22 protein-coding genes and 1 pseudogene are annotated in these 18,270 nt (G+C 49.4%); 4 read left to right on the forward strand and 19 right to left on the reverse strand.

Translation table 11 applies throughout. From position 1 onward, the window contains the following. Positions 1 to 56 precede the first annotated feature (56 nt). The 10 genes from BZG84_RS15095 to BZG84_RS15140 form a co-directional block, all read right to left on the reverse strand. Positions 57 to 503, reverse strand: coding sequence for a GNAT family N-acetyltransferase (locus BZG84_RS15095; RefSeq protein ID WP_077482039.1), 447 nt, complete (start codon positions 501 to 503; stop codon positions 57 to 59). Positions 504 to 521: 18 nt separating this feature from the next. Continuing rightward, entirely contained in the window at positions 522 to 1,367 is an 846-nt protein-coding gene (locus BZG84_RS15100) for a delta-class carbonic anhydrase (RefSeq protein WP_077678421.1), read from the reverse strand. Between the two features lie 191 nt (positions 1,368 to 1,558). Then, entirely contained in the window at positions 1,559 to 1,978 is a 420-nt protein-coding gene (locus tag BZG84_RS15105) for a GNAT family N-acetyltransferase (RefSeq protein WP_069587065.1), read from the reverse strand. Positions 1,979 to 2,066: 88 nt separating this feature from the next. Then, a complete protein-coding gene (locus BZG84_RS15110; protein WP_232112011.1) occupies positions 2,067 to 2,594 on the reverse strand; it encodes a nucleotidyltransferase family protein in 528 nt (175 codons plus the stop codon). A 108-nt stretch (positions 2,595 to 2,702) separates the two neighbouring features. Then, entirely contained in the window at positions 2,703 to 3,095 is a 393-nt protein-coding gene (locus BZG84_RS15115; RefSeq protein ID WP_077481109.1) for a hypothetical protein, read from the reverse strand. Then, on the reverse strand, positions 3,095 to 3,319 hold the full coding sequence (gene yidD, locus BZG84_RS15120) for a membrane protein insertion efficiency factor YidD (protein WP_069587062.1): 225 nt from the start codon (positions 3,317 to 3,319) through the stop codon (positions 3,095 to 3,097). Before yidD ends, BZG84_RS15115 begins: the two co-directional genes overlap by 1 nt. Then, positions 3,319 to 3,534 (reverse strand): DUF4177 domain-containing protein, encoded by a 216-nt coding sequence (locus BZG84_RS15125; protein WP_069362674.1) that lies wholly within the window; start codon positions 3,532 to 3,534, stop codon positions 3,319 to 3,321. Before BZG84_RS15125 ends, yidD begins: the two co-directional genes overlap by 1 nt. 57 nt (positions 3,535 to 3,591) lie before the next feature. Next, positions 3,592 to 4,137, reverse strand: a complete 546-nt coding sequence (gene rimJ, locus BZG84_RS15130) for a ribosomal protein S5-alanine N-acetyltransferase (protein WP_077481111.1) — start codon at positions 4,135 to 4,137, stop codon at positions 3,592 to 3,594. A 79-nt stretch (positions 4,138 to 4,216) separates the two neighbouring features. Next, positions 4,217 to 6,295 carry a M13 family metallopeptidase gene (locus tag BZG84_RS15135; RefSeq protein WP_077481113.1) on the reverse strand — a complete coding sequence of 693 codons (2,079 nt, stop codon included), beginning with the start codon at positions 6,293 to 6,295 and terminating at the stop codon, positions 4,217 to 4,219. Between the two features lie 38 nt (positions 6,296 to 6,333). Further along, positions 6,334 to 6,891 carry a GNAT family N-acetyltransferase gene (locus tag BZG84_RS15140; RefSeq protein ID WP_077481115.1) on the reverse strand — a complete coding sequence of 186 codons (558 nt, stop codon included), beginning with the start codon at positions 6,889 to 6,891 and terminating at the stop codon, positions 6,334 to 6,336. A 338-nt stretch (positions 6,892 to 7,229) separates the two neighbouring features. On the opposite strand from BZG84_RS15140, the gene BZG84_RS15145 reads away from it, so the two are divergent. The 3 genes from BZG84_RS15145 (at position 7,230) to BZG84_RS15155 (ending at position 11,365) form a co-directional block, all read left to right on the forward strand. After that, positions 7,230 to 7,520, forward strand: coding sequence for a co-chaperone GroES (locus BZG84_RS15145; protein ID WP_077481117.1), 291 nt, complete (start codon positions 7,230 to 7,232; stop codon positions 7,518 to 7,520). A 28-nt stretch (positions 7,521 to 7,548) separates the two neighbouring features. After that, positions 7,549 to 9,135, forward strand: coding sequence for a chaperonin GroEL (gene groL / locus BZG84_RS15150; RefSeq protein ID WP_077481119.1), 1,587 nt, complete (start codon positions 7,549 to 7,551; stop codon positions 9,133 to 9,135). Positions 9,136 to 9,697: 562 nt separating this feature from the next. Continuing rightward, the gene (locus BZG84_RS15155; protein ID WP_443216375.1) at positions 9,698 to 11,365 is read left to right on the forward strand and encodes a mechanosensitive ion channel domain-containing protein; all 1,668 of its coding nucleotides are present in this window, start codon (positions 9,698 to 9,700) and stop codon (positions 11,363 to 11,365) included. Between the two features lie 36 nt (positions 11,366 to 11,401). Here the strand turns inward: BZG84_RS15155 and BZG84_RS15160 are convergent, their stop codons facing one another. The 4 genes from BZG84_RS15160 to BZG84_RS15175 all read right to left on the reverse strand — a co-directional run bounded on the left by BZG84_RS15160 (position 11,402) and on the right by BZG84_RS15175 (position 14,564). Continuing rightward, a complete protein-coding gene (locus BZG84_RS15160) occupies positions 11,402 to 11,974 on the reverse strand; it encodes a DJ-1/PfpI family protein (protein ID WP_077481121.1) in 573 nt (190 codons plus the stop codon). A gap of 31 nt (positions 11,975 to 12,005) precedes the next feature. After that, the gene (locus BZG84_RS15165) at positions 12,006 to 12,767 is read right to left on the reverse strand and encodes an N-acetyltransferase (RefSeq protein ID WP_077481123.1); all 762 of its coding nucleotides are present in this window, start codon (positions 12,765 to 12,767) and stop codon (positions 12,006 to 12,008) included. Between the two features lie 92 nt (positions 12,768 to 12,859). Continuing rightward, complete coding sequence (locus tag BZG84_RS15170; protein WP_077481125.1) at positions 12,860 to 14,065, reverse strand: MFS transporter; 1,206 nt, start codon at positions 14,063 to 14,065, stop codon at positions 12,860 to 12,862. A gap of 88 nt (positions 14,066 to 14,153) precedes the next feature. Beyond that, positions 14,154 to 14,564 (reverse strand): cytidine deaminase, encoded by a 411-nt coding sequence (locus BZG84_RS15175; RefSeq protein WP_077481127.1) that lies wholly within the window; start codon positions 14,562 to 14,564, stop codon positions 14,154 to 14,156. Between the two features lie 187 nt (positions 14,565 to 14,751). On the opposite strand from BZG84_RS15175, the gene BZG84_RS15180 reads away from it, so the two are divergent. Continuing rightward, the gene (locus BZG84_RS15180) at positions 14,752 to 15,135 is read left to right on the forward strand and encodes a hypothetical protein (protein ID WP_077481129.1); all 384 of its coding nucleotides are present in this window, start codon (positions 14,752 to 14,754) and stop codon (positions 15,133 to 15,135) included. Between the two features lie 83 nt (positions 15,136 to 15,218). Here the strand turns inward: BZG84_RS15180 and BZG84_RS15185 are convergent, their stop codons facing one another. The 5 genes and pseudogenes from BZG84_RS15185 to BZG84_RS15205 form a co-directional block, all read right to left on the reverse strand. After that, entirely contained in the window at positions 15,219 to 15,590 is a 372-nt protein-coding gene (locus tag BZG84_RS15185) for an MmcQ/YjbR family DNA-binding protein (protein WP_077481131.1), read from the reverse strand. Between the two features lie 57 nt (positions 15,591 to 15,647). Beyond that, complete coding sequence (locus tag BZG84_RS15190; protein WP_077481133.1) at positions 15,648 to 16,205, reverse strand: nucleotidyltransferase domain-containing protein; 558 nt, start codon at positions 16,203 to 16,205, stop codon at positions 15,648 to 15,650. Positions 16,206 to 16,250: 45 nt separating this feature from the next. Continuing rightward, positions 16,251 to 17,603, reverse strand: a complete 1,353-nt coding sequence (gene yegD / locus BZG84_RS15195) for a molecular chaperone (protein ID WP_077481135.1) — start codon at positions 17,601 to 17,603, stop codon at positions 16,251 to 16,253. A gap of 175 nt (positions 17,604 to 17,778) precedes the next feature. Continuing rightward, complete coding sequence (locus tag BZG84_RS15200; protein ID WP_077481137.1) at positions 17,779 to 17,997, reverse strand: DUF6500 family protein; 219 nt, start codon at positions 17,995 to 17,997, stop codon at positions 17,779 to 17,781. Between the two features lie 17 nt (positions 17,998 to 18,014). Continuing rightward, a pseudogene (locus BZG84_RS15205) lies at positions 18,015 to 18,107 on the reverse strand (MGMT family protein); the annotation flags it as partial. Positions 18,108 to 18,270 lie beyond the last annotated feature (163 nt).

Raw genomic sequence — 18,270 nt, forward strand, 5'->3', positions numbered from 1 at the left:
CTGCAGACGACAACTAACTTTGGTAAACCATTCGCCACTCACGCTGCAGACGACAACTAACTTTGGTAAACCATTCGCCACTCACGCTCTCCGGTATGTGGATCCGTTTGCTCTCTATCAACCACAAAACCGTGACGCAGATAAAAAGCGTAACTGGCCGTGTTTTTCTGATACACAGTGAGGTCGATAGTAGGCTTTTGCAGTTTGGCATGATCGAGCAATTGACTGCCCACACTGGCGCCCTGATGGGCAGGATCGACAAAAATCGCCGCCAGCGTATTACCATGCAATGCATAAAAGCCAAGGATGACCTCTTGATAGGTGCCTACCCATACCTCAGCCATCGGTAAGTAAGACGCACGCATGGCATCACGTTGCTGATGCCAGAACGCCTCATCAATGAAGTCATGCGCCTGCAGTGAGGCATTTAACCAGATATCTAGAACCGACTCCGTATCGTCCGGTCGCATACGTCGAATGGTTAATCGGTTGGGCGCCGTCATTGGCATACTGTTCCCTTTTTATTGCTCGGAGAGTAACGCATGCTGCACCACCAAGTTTCGCACACCGTGTGCATGATGCTCTTCAAATACGTTCGCCTGACACCAGCGCTGAATACTCGCAATGTTAACCTTTTTGACCTTCGGGCGGACCCGCCAGGTTACTTGGTAAGGCGATCCTTTCTCGTTGTAGGCCGGGCCGGTCGTTGAGCCGAGATAGCTTACCGCCTGACCGCTATCTTCGGGCAGGTGAATCGCTTGATAGCGCCCTTTGCGCTGACCAACCGCCGTCAGGCGCGTGAAATCAGCAGCACTGTCATCATTCACCGCCACGAGCACTTGTGCCTCAACCCGCAACTGCGGATTCACCGTTGCATCACTCAAGCACGCGCCCAGCGTCGGACCCGGCGCGACAGACGCCGTGCTATACACATAGTGAAGTTCCAAGGTGTCGCCAACCTGCACATTTTGATGCTCACTGGCACACACAGGCTGGTGATATTCTTCGCGCTCAGCATCGGTTAACTGTCCCGTATAGAGGTAACCCGACTGATAACCCTGTCCGTCTCCGATCCCAGCATATCGAGTAAATTCGCCACCTTTGTGTTCTGCATTTTTATGAAAATGAATATTACATAGATTCATTTGCGCTGCGGCAGGTGCGTACTGAAAACGTTGTGGATTAGTACCTGAGATTTGATCGATATCGCGAGGTGACTGAGGGCCAAAGCCCTTACCTAACGTCGCTTGACTAAGGGCTTGATGCTGGTTAGCGAGCAATGCTTCATCAGAGCTCGCAGTCGCGAAAACGGAGGGGGTAAGCAGCAAGCTAAGAGAAGCCGCTAATAATGAACGTGATGTCTTCATGATTCCTTTCTATCTGTGAGTCAAAAACTTGCGAGTCTAGTCCTGTTACTCGCAAGTATATTGATCTCAGCCGTAGCCCGTTGATAAACCACACAACGCGACCCGTTTTTTGGAATCTTTATCACTATTTACTCACGACAAATCAGTCAGTTGCTTGTCGGAATGAGAATTTAACCCGCTCAGTGCCCGGCTTAGTCCGCAAGCTTTTTAGTCATAAAGTGCAAAGAATGGTTGAGGGGGTAATCATCTAACGTCATCTGGCATTGATAGCCATGCTTTTCATAAAAAGGTTTGGCTTGAAAACTAAAGGTATCGACAAAGGCCATCTTACAACCTACCTCTTTGCCGTACTCTTCCAAATTGCTCAATAGATGACTACCAACATGGCGTTGACGAAAGGCGTCATCCACCCAAAGGTATTTAATCAACAGCCATTGCCCCCAGGTGTTGGCTATAATTCCACCTACTCGCTCATCATGATCATTAAAGGCATAACCAGCTAACGACCCTTCTGGGATCCCGGCAAGAAACGGGTGATTACTTTGCTTTAACCCTTGGCGAATGGCGGTAATATCATCATCACTCGGGTTAGCATCCATACGATATTTCATGTGCTTACGTATCCATACTGATTAACACAGAAACGAGTATGCCTTGGGTGGCATGGACAATCTGTGTCCATGCGCACTTTATCGGTTCTTACTCCGCATTGATTGGCTTAGCCGCCACCGAACACTGGGTTGTTACCGTTAGCTTTGGCCAATGGGTTAGCCATTGCTTGTTATCAATTCGCTGCTGGAATACCGACCAAGGGCGAGCTGGATTATGGCTGAGTTTCAGTTCAAACAAAGACTGTACACCGAATGCGGCGATCACTTCACAACGCTGATTCATATCAAGGCGAACCGCAATGGCGGTTTCCTTTTCGGGCCAAAAACGCATCGCATCCAGGGTGCTCGCATACGGCCGATCTTGATGCTTTTCATGCATTCTTGCTTGATTGCGCACCTGCCAAGTCATCTCAGGCATGGTCTTTTGCAACAAGGCTTCAAGGTATTGCTCGCGCTCAATGCTGGTATCAGAGGGATCAAAGTAGATCACATCAATATCATTAAGCGCACTCGGCGGGTACTTGTGGCATGCATCCCAGACCAAGTTACGAACAAACCCGGCGGCGATATAGCACTGGGGTAAATTGAGGGACTGAACACATCGTAGCGCACGCATCCTCACAGGATCTGCCTCAATCAAATCAATTAAGGCGCGACGATATGTCTTCTGGCATAAAAAGAAATGGTGCTGGTGACGTTTACGGATCCGGCGACGTTTCATGAATTAGTCACCACGACGGACGTGTTCGAATATTTCGCGTGATACATGATAGTTATACTGCCTGGCAATTCTCTGGGCGAAAAACAGCTGTGGTAACTCAAATAGCACTAAGCCAACCAAAATCAACGCAAAATAAGGCTGACTCATCACTAAGCCGATAACGGCGATCACCAATAATGCACATTCTACGACAAACAACCCATACCTTCGCAAGTAAAGATGATGAAAGCCACCAAGGAATGCCCAATTCAGTGCCGCATAGGTATCGGGATCTTTGAGCTGTCTGGCTTGCTCGGCAAAATAGCGTTTTTTCTGGCTTTGGGTCAAGCCATTCACCTGCTTCCTCAGTGCTTCTTCTTGCGCCTCCAGCGCTTCGATCGGTTGGGTACAACGCATTAAGGCACCTCGTCGTGAATTTTTTCAATCGCATTGGGATTATTACAGCGGCGAATGCGCGCCAATCCGAGTTGCCAGCCTCGGAGTGCGCCGTATCTTTCGATCGCTTGGCGCGTGTACTCCGAGCAGCTCGGCTCGAAATTACACTCAATATTGAACAGTTTCTTTGATCCACCTTTAGCTTGGTAACGATGGATCAACGTAAGCGACAAATACTTGAGCATTAGCGACCTAGGGTGACAATCACTGCCTCACGCTGCCAAAACAGCATGTATCTTTTCTTTTCAATGACTTGAAAAACAACCTGCCAGCCATCTTGCGCGTATTGATTGAGTTCGGCTTCGAGGCGTTGCAACGGCAAGCCACTTGAGCCCAGCAATAAGGTGCCGCAACCACCTTCAACAATATGAACAACTTTGTACTCGGTAAACTGACTCATTTTTTCTCCTGACAGTTAAATGGATAAAACGGAATGTCCGACTGGTGATTCCACGACTCACTCTTCCATTGAAGGATTGAGTTTGGCGGTGAGGACATGATCTTGCCAGCGGCCATTGATCTTGAGGTAACGGCGAGCATAGCCTTCGCGCTCAAACCCTAGCTTGGTAAGTAGCCGCTCACTGCGCGTGTTGTCCGGAATATAGTTGGCCATCACACGGTGCAACCCAACCTGATCAAATACAAAACGGATGCCTGCTTGGATGGCTTCGTGCATGTAGCCCTGCCCTTGATAATGCTTGTCAGCGGCATAACCTAACATGCACGCTTTAAAGGCGCCGTGAATGACATTGGTAAAATTGCACACCCCTATCACATCGTCCCGTTCATGATGCAAAATCACAAACTTGAAGGCTTGCTGCTGTTGAAACAAATCGTTCGCTTCTTGCAGCGCGCTATGCCAATAGTCTTCGCGATAAAATGCGGCAGGACGTATGGGCTCCCATGGGGAAAGGTGAGCACGATTTCGTTGATAAAACTGCGCCATCATGTCGGCTTTTTCTGGGGGAAGTAAAACTAATCTCGTCCTTGGGGTGCTTAGCACTTTGGCCTCCTTACATCGATTGGCGCGACGGACAGTACTAAATTCTAAAAAAATGCCGCCTTGGTGGCGGCATCAGAGATTACCAGATATTCACCCGCTGATCTTCGGGTAAATACATGCCATCACCTTCTTTAATATCAAAGGCTTCATAGAACGCAGGGACATTGCGCGGCGCACCAAGCACGCGATATTGCGGTGGCGCATGCGGACCCAGCGACACACGCTCACGCAGGGCATCTTCACGCATCTTCATTTTCCAAATCTGCCCCCAGCTGAGGAAGAATCGCTGCTCGCCGGTATACCCGTCAATCACTGGAGACGGTTCTCCGTGCAACGATTTTTGATAGGCGCGGAAGGCGGTGGTCAAGCCGACTAAATCACCAATGTTCTCACCCAAAGACACTTTGCCGTCAATGAACAAGCCCGGCAATGGCTCAAACTGGCTAAATTGCTCAGCCAGCTTTTGGGTGCGTGCATCAAAGCGCGCCCGATCCTCATCCGTCCACCAGTTTGATAGATTACCATCGCCATCATAACGCGAACCCTGATCATCAAAACCGTGTCCCATTTCATGACCAATCACCGCGCCAATACCGCCATAGTTCACAGCATCATCCGCATTCATATCAAAAAATGGTGGTTGTAAGATCCCGGCGGGGAACACAATCTCATTGGCAGTTGGGCTGTAATAAGCGTTGACCGTTTGCGGGGTCATGCCCCACTCTTTGCGATCAACCGGCGCACCAATCCGCGACAGCATATCTTGATAGCCCCAGCGTGCGGCACGTTTGCTGTTACCAATCAAGTCATCAGCGTTGATAGTCAGCGCGCTGTAATCTTCCCATTGCTCTGGATAGCCGATTTTGGGCGTGAATTTACTCAGCTTATCCAATGCTTTCGCTTTGGTTTCATCGCTCATCCACGCCAATGATTCAATCGAGTCTTTAAACGCGGCACGCAGGTTATCAATCATGGTTTCCATACGCGCTTTGGCTTGCGGAGGGAAGTAGCGGGCGACATACTCTTGGCCAAGCGCTTCACCCAATACCCCTTCAGTGGCTTGCACGCCTCGCTTCCAGCGGTCACGCTGCTCAGGAATACCGTTGAGGGTTTTGGAATAGAACGCGAATTGACGTTCAACCAGCTCATGGTTAAGGCGCGGTGCAAAGGCATTAAGGGTACGAATGGTGAGATAATCTTGCCACGCTTGCAGGCTGGTTTGCTCAAACACCTGCCCGAGCGCCTCAAAATAAGATGGCATGCGCACCACAACCTCACCGGCTTTATCGATACCCGCGCGTTTGGCAAAGCGGGCATAATCAAACCCGCCCATCAACTGATTGATCGCTTCAATTGGCATTTTGTTATAGGTTGCTTGCGCGTCACGGCGTTTAGCGCGTGTCCAGTGGTGTTCAGCCAGCGTTTTTTCCAGCTGATAAATTCGATCCGCGCGTTGTTTGGCCTGATCGTAGCCCGCTAAGCGCAGCATATCTTGGAGATAGCGTTTGTAAGCGGTGCGGATACGCTCAGCGTCCTCGGTGTCGCGGAAATAATAGTCTCTATCCGGCAAGCCCAACCCGCTTTGGCTCAGATACAGAGCGTTATAGTCAGGGTTTTTCGCATCGGCCCACGCATAAAAACTAAACGGGATCCCAACGCCAATTTGTCGCAAATCGGCCATCGCATAAATCAACGCAGGCTTCGAGGAAATAGCGGCAATACGATCGAGCTCAGGTTTGATTGGCGTGACCCCCAAGGCATCAATTTTATCTTGGTCCATATAGCTAAGATAAAAATCACGCAGCTTTTGCTCGTTGGAGCCTGGCTTGAGATCATCACGCGCCACCAGCTCATCAATGATGCCTTTCAGACGCTTTTCATTCTCTTCAGCCAAGATACGGAACGCACCATAGCTGGACATATCACTGGGGATTTGGGTTTGGTCGTACCACGTGCCGTTCACGTAACGGAACAAGTCATCTTGTGGACGAACCGAACGATCAAAATCTTGCAGATGGAGCCCAGACGCTCGCTGCACCTGAACCTGTGCAGCGTCAGCCGCCTGCACCGTAGTTGATGAAACGCTGAGCCCCATGCCGAGTACAACACTCAGTGCGACACGCGTCAGTAACAGACGTTTTTTCGGTGTTTTTATCATTTTCCTTTCCTATATGACTCAGTCACTTTCCTTGTTCACTATCGTGGTGGTGTCCTCACGTCTAAATCGCGATAGAGCACCAAACAATGGTAATCTCGTCCTTCATCTTGCTCGGGTTCAAAATGGGAAATACGACAAAACCCTTGCTGATACCAGAATCGAAACGCGCGAATGTTTTCGGCGTAAACATTCACACCCATGCGTCGATAGTCTCCATAAGCTTGCACGGTTTCAATCACGCTCGCAACCGCTTCGCTGCCATAGCCATGTTTTTGATATCTTGGGGAAATAGTGAGCATGGGCAACCAAACACTCTGTGCATCCGGCGCATTGAGCGAGATTTGTAAGTAGCCAATATCTTTACCGTCATGGGTCTGAATGCGACGAAGGTAAAAGGCCTCTTCGACGTCGGGCGCCTTTTTCTCCGCACTATCCGCTATCAATGCTTGATAGGTCGATAACGACCAAGGTTTAAACGTGGGATCTTGATATTGCAGGTGCTGATTTTGCTCAAACAGCGCTTTAACACGCTTTGCATCACTGTACTCAAACGCACTAAAACATAGGCGTTCAGACCGCCATGTTGCTGGAAACATGTTCCTATTCCTTTCAATTCAATCCCATGACTGCCATTAATCATGAGCCGCTAACGCCCGTCGATGACTGACATCAGCGTGACTCATCATACACGTGCCAAAGCGCTTCGCGCACCAAGAGATACGTTTTTGCGCCTCGCGATTCAGCATGTAATAGGCAAAAAAAATTTCTCATATCGATAAAAATATTCAATGAAACAGCGCCTTGAACTTAATACAGCAGGCCCAATCTATAGCCTTGAAGTCGCCATGGAGACGACTTTGATGCCCCATCCCTGATCTCTTGGGCATCATCATCTTGTCTTTTAGTTTGATAGCTTACGTAGGAGACACCGTATATGAAAATTCGTCCTTTGCACGACAAACTCCTTGTTGAACGACAAGTGGTTGATAATAAGACAGAAGGAGGAATTTTACTGACTTCTCAAGCGACCGAAAAATCCAACCGTGGTCGTGTGATCGCTGTCGGCGAAGGGAAGCGCCTCGCCAACGGTGAACGCGCACCAATGGCAGTAAAAGAAGGTGACACCATCATCTTCAACGATGGCTATGGCGTTAAGACAGAGAAAATTGATGGGAACGAGTATCTGATCCTGTCTGAGTCTGACGTGTTAGCGGTTGTTGCGTAATTATTTTCAGCGTATTTAGGAGAATATCATGGCTGCAAAAGAGATTTTATATTCTGATGATGCTCGTCAAAAAATGCTACGCGGTGTCAATATCCTCGCCGACGCAGTAAAAGTGACCTTAGGGCCTAAAGGCCGTCACGTTGTGCTTGATAAGTCTTATGGCGCGCCAACCATCACCAAAGATGGGGTATCGGTTGCCAAAGAGATCACCTTAGAAGACAAATTTGAAAACATGGGCGCCCAAATGGTCAAACAGGTCGCCTCCAAAGCCAACGATGAGGCGGGAGACGGCACCACAACCGCAACCGTACTGGCTCAAGCGTTTATCAACGAAGGCTTGAAAGCGGTTGCATCGGGAATGAACCCCATGGATCTCAAACGCGGTATTGATAAGGTCACTGAGGCTGCCATCGCAAAGCTACGTGAAATGGCGAAACCGTGCAGTGAAAAGCACGCTATTCAACAAGTCGGTAGCATTTCAGCCAACAGCGACAACGACATTGGCGAACTCATTGCGCAAGCCATGGACAAAGTCGGCCGTAATGGCGTCATTACCGTTGAAGAGGGCCAAGGGCTCGCGAATGAATTATCGGTCGTTGAAGGGATGCAATTCGACCGCGGTTATTTGTCACCCTATTTTATTACGCATCAAAACAGTGGCACCGTCGAACTCGACAATCCTTACATCCTGTTAGTCGACAAAAAAATTAGCAATATTCGTGAACTGCTGCCAATCCTCGAGGCGGTAGCAAAATCATCACGCTCACTGCTGGTTATTGCAGAAGATGTCGATGGTGAAGCCCTCGCGACCTTGGTGATCAACAATATGCGCGGCATTGTACGTACCGCCGCCGTCAAAGCGCCCGGATTTGGGGATAATCGCAAAGCCATGATGCATGATATTGCCGCATTAACCGCAGGTACGCTTGTCACCGAGGAGCTGGGCATTGCGCTTGAAGACGTCACGCTAGAACAGTTAGGCAGCGCGAAAAAAGTCACCATCAACAAAGACACCACCACCATTATTGACGGTGCCGCAGAGGAAAGTGCACTCAAAGATCGCATTGCGACTCTCGAAAGACAGCTTGAGGCCACCAGCTCGCAATACGACAAAGAGAAACTTCAGCAACGGATTGCCAAGCTCTCCGGTGGCGTCGCAGTGATTAAAATCGGTGCCGCGACCGAAGTCGAAATGAAAGAGAAAAAGGATCGCGTGGATGATGCTCTGCATGCTACCCGTGCTGCGGTTGAAGAAGGGATCGTGGCCGGCGGCGGTGTCGCATTGATTCAAATTGCACATGCGCTGCGTGATCTGACAGGTGACAACGACGATCAAAACGTGGGGATCCGGCTTGCCTTACGCGCCCTTGAAGAGCCTCTGCGTCAAATTGCGATAAACGCAGGTCACGAAGGGTCAGTGGTTGCAAACGCGGTCAAAGCAGGCAGCGACCAGTATGGCTACAACGCCGCAACCGGTGAATATGGCAATATGATTGACATGGGCATTTTGGACCCAGCGAAAGTCACGCGCTCGGCGCTCCAATTTGCAGCGTCCGTTGCCGGCCTCATGATCACCACCGAAACGATGGTGACCGACGCCAAGCACGCTGACTAATTTACGCGAACATCATTAACGACAAACACGACAGCGGGCTCGTTAGGGCCCGCTTACTGGATTATTGAGGCATGCAGTATGATGGGTTTACCCGCCTATTCTTTTTCAGTATCCGAAACCGCTACCACTCAAGCAATCGCGTCAAGTTGGCCCGCAGCGATGTCATTTCCGCGCCTTAGCCAACGGCGAGAGTTCTTCCCGGCTAATACTTTATCGGTCGCGCTAATAATCACGTTGTTAGCTGCCAGCATTGTGATGCGACAAAGCAAGCGTTATCACCTGGTTCACTAAACCGTCGTTCTCATTGCCCGTTGGCAGACACCGGCACACGCGATCCACAAGCAATAGCTAACGCATCATAAAAACCAGTGCGTCACAAAAATGGCTGACGGTATAGGCAGTTAAGGCTAAACTCGCTACGCTATTAAAGCTCAGGGGCAAGGCTCGGTTGGGCATTGGATTGCCGCCATCGATGCCCATCACTATCGCCAACAGGCAAGAGGAAACAAACGTGAATTGGATGAAAACTTTGTCGCATCACCGTCAACGCATGAATACAGTCATGTTAGTACTGGTGACCACCCTTCTGTTTCTTCCGTTGGCCCATGCCGACCAAGCACCGGCGCCCACCGAACCAAATGTCACATCGAGCGACACCACCTCATTAGCGCATCAAATAGCGCGCACCAAACAATATATTCAGACCCTTGTAGAAAGCCTTGAACAGGCAAAAGGCGATGACAAAGATGCAATCCAATTGCAGCTATTTACCAAAAATGAAGAGCTGCGAGAGCTGCTCGCCGACGCCATCAATCAGCAAAGCTTAGATAACCCGCAGTTGATTCAACTGGTCACGGCGCAGCGGCGGTATACCCAAGATGCGTATCAATACATCACAACCCGTCTCAATAGCCTCAATGAGCAAATCACTCAAGCCAGCCAAGAACAACGCCTACCATTGATTAATGAGTATGCAGAACTGCAACATTATTTAAGCACCACCTTTGAAGCCAGCTGGGAAAACATACGCTGGCTTGAGCAGCTCGAGCAGCCCGCACGTGAAGCGCGAAACACCTTAGAGCAACGTCTTAACCAGCGTTTACGACTTCTTTCGGCATCTATCGACTATCTGCGTCAGCAATACACGGCGCAAGAAAAGCAAATTAAATCGAGTCCTGATTCCGAAAAATCCGCGTTACAGCTGACGCAGTTGAACACCCAACAACGCCTCACGATCGCCACTGATGGCTTAAAGCGCACCTATCAGCTCGCCGATCAGTTGGGGATCGAAACCTCAGAATATAAACGCCAGCTATTTGGCGTTACTGGCAACATCACTCAAGATATTCTGGATGTGGATGTCGCGTATTCGATTCTCTCCCATTGGTCCGAAAATGCCCTGAACTGGGCAGAAGACAATGCACCACAGTTGGTTTTCCAGCTCATCATTTTTGTGCTGATTTTGTTGGTGGCAAAACTGCTCGCGAGACTCACGCGCTCCGTTGTGAAATCCGCGGTCGCCAATAAAAACTTTAAGTTTTCGCAGTTGATGCAAGACTTTTTCGTCTCGATGTCTGGAAAAGCTGTGTGGGTAATTGGGATCTTGATCGGTCTCTCCCAGATCGGGGTCAATCTTACTCCGGTACTCACTGGCTTTGGTATCGCTGGGGTCATTATCGGTTTTGCGCTGCAAGATACACTATCAAACTTTGCTGCAGGGATGATGCTACTGATCTACCGCCCTTTCGATGTAGGTGATTTTGTCTACGCCGGTGGCGTGGATGGCAAAGTAGGCAATATGAGCTTGGTGAATACCACGATTCGCACGTTTGACAATCAAATTATCATTGTGCCGAACAGCAAAATTTGGGGCGATGTGATTAAAAACGTCACTCGAGAGCGGATTCGGCGGGTGGATATGGTGTTTGGTATCGGCTATAAAGATGACCTACTTAAAGCAGAAGCCGTGCTCACCGAGATTGTCCAGTCACATCCTGCGGTACTTCGTACACCGGAGCCCATGATCAAAGTACATGTTCTGAATACCTCCTCGGTAGATTTTATTGTCCGACCATGGGTGAAAACCGATGATTATTGGGACGTCTACTGGGATGTCACCAAAACAGTCAAATTGCGCTTTGATGAAGAAGGCATCTCGATTCCATTCCCGCAACAAGACGTCCATCTGAATTGGGTCTCGACAGCGCCAGAGGCTCGCTCAAATCACTAGCATGGCGCCGCAAATGGTTTACCTGTCGGTTTGCACTCAACGCTGCCAGTGGTAATCCATTTGCTTTGCTACGCGCAAGGCTAAATCTTCGCTGTGCAGATCAGCCACCAGCTGCAAACTCATATCAATGCCTGCAGATATGCCCGCGGAGGTGAGATATTTTCCATCCCTCACCCAGCGCTTACCTGATACCACGCTTAATGGCGGATAAGCACGGCTGAGGTCGTCCATATCTTCCCAATGCGTGATCACATTTCGACCATCGAGTAATCCGGCCTCTGCGAGTATGAACGCCCCCGTACAGACAGAGGCCGTGCATTGAGTGATCGCATCTTGTTGCTTCACCCAATCGATCACCGACGGGTTAGTGACTTGCTCATGGTGAACGCCGCCGACAACCAGCAGTACATCCAGCGTGGGATGGTTGGCAAGATGATAATCCGGCACGACACGCAAGCCGCCGCGCGCGAGCACAGGTGTGTCTTGTTCAGCAATCAGTCCAACCTGCCAACTGTCCGCGCCCAAACGTTTTGCGGTGCTAAATACTTCAAAAGGTCCGGCAAAATCGAGCACCTCTGCGTGCTCATACACATAAATACCAATATTCATCGTTTGTCCTTACATCCATGTAAGTGTTGGTTTAATGATGAGGAATAAACTTATCAAAACGGCTCTCCATACAGGCACTGATATCGGTGGTGATAAACTCGCCCTGATAATACAAACTAAAAATGGTGGCCGGTGAAGGACATGCTTGTGCTTGGCTCAATGTCTCTAAATGATGCACTTCAAGCGGGATGCCACGCTGCGCACAGCTCTGCTGTAGCGAATTCAGCACATGGTATTCCGCATAAGGACAACGATGGGAGTAATACGCCACACACCCTTCGGTTGATACATTGGCAGTATGAACGGATTCTCTAAATTGCGGTATTTCAGCTGCATCATTCAGCGGATAATACAACAGCACAAAGCCATTAGGGGCCTCATCCGCCACGTTGAAGCCTTGGCCTTTTAACCATTTTGTATCGCTCATAAAGTGGTATTTCTTTTTACCAACCACGGCGACTAGGCCTTGCTTATTTTGCTGTTTAGCCGCTTCAATGGCGTCAGCTAACAGTTGCTTGCCGTGTCCATGCCCTTTGTATTTCCCAGAGACCCAAAAGCAACCCAATGCCAGATAACCATCCGCTTGTATGGGCTGCCAAGCTGTCTCTGCTGGGCCATATTCGATAAAGACTTTGGCGCGTTCATCTAAACGGCGAAAACGGTATCCGTGCTGATGCTCCTGCTTTAGCCACTGCTTTTTCGCCTGATAGCTGGCTTGACACTTTTTATCCGAGAACGCACAGCAGATATGCGCATCATCCAAGGTTTCTGGGGTTAAGGTTAGGTAGGCCATATTCACCTCCACACAGGTGTATTGATGGTATACCTTTAACCTACCTTAACCTCATGGATGATGAGTCAGCGTGAGTCACAAAGCCATCAATCTTATGACGACGTGGCTGCGAGGCGTGTTTTCTCCCGCACCGATAATAAAAGCATACCGATACTGGCACACATCGCCATCGCAATAACAAGCGACCAAGTCACCGAATAGCCGAACGTATCGATGACATAGCCAATCAATACAAAGCTTGGCATCAGCAATAAGCTACGCAACGTGATCAGTACTCCTTGAATACGACCGCGATGACTCGCCGGTGAGTTGTTGGCAAGATACACACCCTCTTTGGTGAGGACCAACACCTCGCCAGCGGAAAGAAAAAACCACGCTAAAAAGTGAACGGGAATCGTAGGTGCCAACATCACAAGACCATACCCCAGCACAAATAAAAGTCCTGCATAGGCCAACGCCATCGTCTCAGTATGTCCAGATGTCGCGCGAAGCAATAGCGGCGTGATGATCACCACCAATATGCACGCATACGTCATCAACTGACCAAAACGCACGGGCCCTTCTTGGCCAAATAAATGACTCAAATAAAGCGGGCTAGCCATTGTCATTTGGTTCAGCGCAAACCAAAGCATGCCACAAAACAAAGTGAACACAATGAGGTAAGGACGTGATTTAAGCACCGACCACACATTGCCTTCTACCGCACGCTCAAGGTCAGAGTCAGACTCGGGGACGGCTTGCTCGGTCACATTGACCAAAAAGGCAACCACAAGGATACCCACCAAGACAGCAAGCCCGTTACCAAAGAAAATCCACTCAGTGTGCTGCCAAAACAAATAGCCCGCTAAGATGGGACCAATCGCTGAACCCAAGTTATAGGCAAGATAGCTAAGCGACATCACCGCATCACGATTACCTGCATGAGATAAATCTGCCACCAATGCATTACTGGCAGGCAACGCTACACCGATAAAGAAGTATGCCGCGAACAAAAACGCCGGCACCATCACTGGGGCATCGGGTGCAAACCCGCACACCAGCAGTAGGATAGCGCCGACACATTCTCCCGCCACCATAGTGTTTTTATGGCCTACCCAGTCAGAAAGTTTGCCACCAATAAAACTCCCCAGCAGGTACAAGCCAGTAATACTCATCGCCAATGAACCCGCCAGCGACGCGGAGTAGCCGAGCTTATCGGTAAACAACAACACGAGGAAAGGAATAATAAAGTTGCCCATCCCGAGGATCATGCGGGCCAGTGCAACGTAGTAAATATTGCGGTGTAATCCTTTATACATCGCCACCGCAGAAAGAATCTTGTTGATTGTCGTAATCGTTAAACGTCCGTGTTAAAAAATCAGCACATAATGTACATGATTGATAAATTTATAAAAACTCGTCATTCACTAACGACCAATGGTGCGGCATGAGCTCGCGCACAGTTTTAAAAACTAGCTGGTTATCTGGCGTAGAAATCGCAGCTTTTACATCGCCGCCCCAATGCACTAAGCGTTCTTGGCAAACGCCACAAGGGCTAAGTATCAAAACTTGGCTATGTTCGTCCTCACGACAAAGACATAAAGAATGTGTAACGACTTCATCGCGTTTGTGTGCTTCTAAATAGGCACCGACTTCCATACACAGCGATAGTGCATCATTTTTCACATCTGGCGCCACACTAGTTACAATGTCACCAGACGCTAGCCTGACGGCAGCAGCGCCTCCCCACCCCGTAGGATAACGCGTTTGCAGTAACGTCAACGCCGCATCATAAAGTGACTGTTCTATCTCTTGCATAAAAATCCTTTTTTTAACCTCTCCGCTTTGCTTGATATACACGCATTCATGCGACTGCAATAAGGTCCATTTATGCACGATTATCGTGCCCAAAAGAGGCAAATACGTGGCTTGCGCTTTTCTGTTTTTCGAAAAAATAAAGTCTTTAATATGGTGGCTACGTTTCGGCCTTTCCAGAGACACATCGATGGATGATAACGCTCGGCAACTGCTTAACCACCTATGCCACGGGTATGACCAATTAGCTCAACGTCACCAGACGCGCGCTTTTCCAGAGCTCTCCACCGCGATCAAGCACCCACTCGGCTATTGTCTGGTTCACTGTCCGATCGGTAGTCAGCGATTATCGATTGTTTCGCTACAATTTGCCCCCAGCGTTCGCGGCCAAGGGGTACTGACGGCGTTTATCGATTATATTCAAGCGCATCCGCATCACTACCGCGGCATTGAAGTTGCCACCATTCAAAATCAAAGCTTAGCGAAACGGCTACTGACATTGGGTTGGCGATATAAGTCTGCCCTAACAAAACTATTTCGCGCCAACACACCCACCTTGGTGCATGATTTCTAATCAAAATACGGAAGTTTTCGCTAAGATGGGTTCCTATTATTGCCGGCGTTTGCCAACCCTGAATGGCTTGTCCAGCGCCTTTATCAAAGACTGTTGTCATCGACGCCGAGCTCAGCGCGTTTCGCTTTGCTCAAGCCCTGACAAACAAGCTGATACGATTGCGCCACATAGTACTTTAAGTCTTCATCAAGCTCCCCGGTAGTGAGGGTTTGTTGAATCCATTTCATACCCCGGTTAGCAAAGTACGGCGCCGGTACGTAACCTTCAAGATCGCACAAAAAAGCATAATTCATTGGCGAGGTTTTAAAGGTAAACGCCGGTTGACCGCTTTTACTGCGAGTGCCAATGGCGAAGACTTTCCCACCCACTTTCCAGACGTCTGAGTTGCCCCACTGCACCACATGTGTCGCAGCCGTAAACGCGCGGCAGTATTGATTAAATGTAGAGTGATCCATGCGGCTCTCCTTTTGACACCTTAACAACAAAGTAGAAAACGGTGTTGCTTCTGTCAGTTACAATGCGGCTGACAGCTTTTGAAGGTAACCTTTTGCTAACGAGTTATTTTCACGGCTCAGCCATTTGATACAATCAAACAGCTCCCAAATCAGCCCTTCATCCCCGCTGGTGTAAACAGGAAAGTTCTCATGCTTAGGGGCTGGCTCATCCGTCACTCGCGCAGGGACGATGTCTGCTTTATCAAATAAAACGACAAAGGGCTGCGCGAGCTGAAATGGCTCGCTCACGTCCAAACAATGGATTTCGGCACTGGTTAGATCCGTGAAAATATATTTTTTAAACATCGCCTGTTCATTGTGATCACCGGACAAGCAATAGAAAATGTCTTTCCCGGCCTCAAAGCGCGCAAAACATGACGCTGCCGAGCGATGAAAGCCGTGCTGTGTAAACACGATAATATCCGCATCGGACACGCGATCGCCTTTGCCCGCGGCGAGAGAGCCGACTAATACTGCCGCAATCACATCCTGTTCTGAAGCAAACGCGGCGCAGGCCGATTCAATCAATGCCTGCTGCAAAGGTAAGTGCTGTCCGTTTATTTCATCCTGAATCATAGTTATTCCTTAATGTTTCGAACGAGCCGCAACGGCCGTTGCGGCTTACTTAAAGCAGACTTCCGCCCAACGCGCTAAGCCTGCGGTGACTGAGCCAAAGTAGTCACCACTCACCACTGGGATGTTCGGTAACTCTGCTTGTACAGCCTCCCGCAAGAAGGGTGAGCGCGCCGAGCCGCCTGTCATAAAAATCACGTCAGGCTTTACACCGGCCTGCGCGACCACATCGTGAACTAAGGCGATCATCTTACGTTTGGGCGCTTCAATCGCATCAATCATATCATCGCGCGATACATCAACGTCCACGCGCTCGGAGAACAGCTTAATACCCGCTCGGTAAGCGGCATGATCCGACAACGCAATCTTTGCCTCTTCCGCACGACGGACAATATTGTAACCCAGTGACTCGTGATACACCTCAAGCAAACGGGCCAGTTTATGTGGCTCTTGCGCTTGCTTGTGCAGCCCTTTGAGCACCGCCAAATTTTCAAACGCATAGAAATCGTTTTGCGCTTGTACGTTGTTGATCGCGATAGGGTTGGAAAACTGCGTAATCGGCATTTCAATACCAGATTCCATTTTGCTGCCCATCCCAAACGGGAACATCATTTGTTTGAATGCCAACGCAATATCTAAGTCATTGCCGCCAATACGCTGGCCTTTATGCGCTAATAAACTTGCACTGCGATCGCGACTACCGCGCCATGATGGCCCCATTTCAATTAAGGAACAGTCTGTGGTCCCTCCACCGATATCGACCACCAGAACAATTTGGTCTTCGCTCAGTGTCGCTTCATAGTCCAGACCGGCCGCGACCGGTTCAAACTGAAATTCAATCTGTTTAAAGCCCGCCCGCTTAGCCGCATTGAGCAAAATACCTTCAGCTTGGCGGTTTGCCGTCTCGCCTCCACGGCCTTGAAAGTTGATAGGCCGACCGATCACCGCATCATGAATACTCTGTTGGGTTTGGTGTTCGGCTTGCGTTTTGATGTTGTCCATCATTGCGCATACGAGATCTTCAAAAAAGCGCAATTGGGCATCACGTAAACCTGACGCACCAAGGAAAGATTTAGGCGATTTCACGTAGTACATATCGCGCGGATCATCGAGATAGCGGTCGAGCGCCGCTTGACCAAACGCCATGTCCTCCGCCTCAAGTTCAATGCTTTCCTCACGGTTTACATGGATCGCGCGGCGCAACATCTGCTCGCCAATCGTATCTAACGGCTTGATGCCCCGATGACGAAACAGATACTCAGACACTGATTCGCGCGTAGGTGCGGCAAGGGAGGAAGGGATAAACGTGCTATCCCCTTCCAGACGTAACAGCGTCGGCTGACCGTTTTCAATCTTCGCCACCGAGCAATTTGCTGTACCATAGTCAAAGCCGATATACATAAATGCCTCTCACCGCAGAAAAAGTCGGCAATGCTACCTCAACCGTCGCGGGATTTCTAACATCCGTGTGCTCAAGCCAATCTGACTATCTGGGCCCGTGCCTCGCTATCCATTGTCATCTTGGTGAACCTGAATGACACCTTGTCGGCAAAATAGGCTATTTTTTGTGCAGTCGTCATAAATTATTTTTCACCATCTCTTTGATGGTTCTTGCCTTAACAAAATGATCTAACTGATGGGTCTGTATCCACCAGGTTGCAGCTTCCATCAACTGCTCGGGATCGTCATTTTTGTTTTTGAAGAACGCATAAAATGACACACCGACATTCTCACCTTTCGCTTTGATTTTTTGATCACATACTGCCAGGATTTTCGCTCTCAGCTCCGCTCTCATACGCCCCTACCCTATCCTTAAATAAATAAGTTCTGCTCTAATTCTAAAAGGCGCTTTTTCAGTGACAAACCGCCACCATAGCCAATAAGCTCCCCTTGGGTGCCGATAACCCTATGGCCTGGCGGATCCCCTCATAATTGACCGAGCCCCATCGTATGCGTTAGCCGTTGATATTCCCTGATGGCCCACTGATATTGGGTTAGCTTAATCAGGTATCGCCGATGGTTTCTGACCTCGCGACCAAGACGAGGTATCGAGAGCACGCGACGATGC

Origin of the sequence: Salinivibrio sp. PR932, from assembly GCF_001996125.1 — a bacterium.
GTDB lineage: Bacteria > Pseudomonadota > Gammaproteobacteria > Enterobacterales > Vibrionaceae > Salinivibrio > Salinivibrio proteolyticus.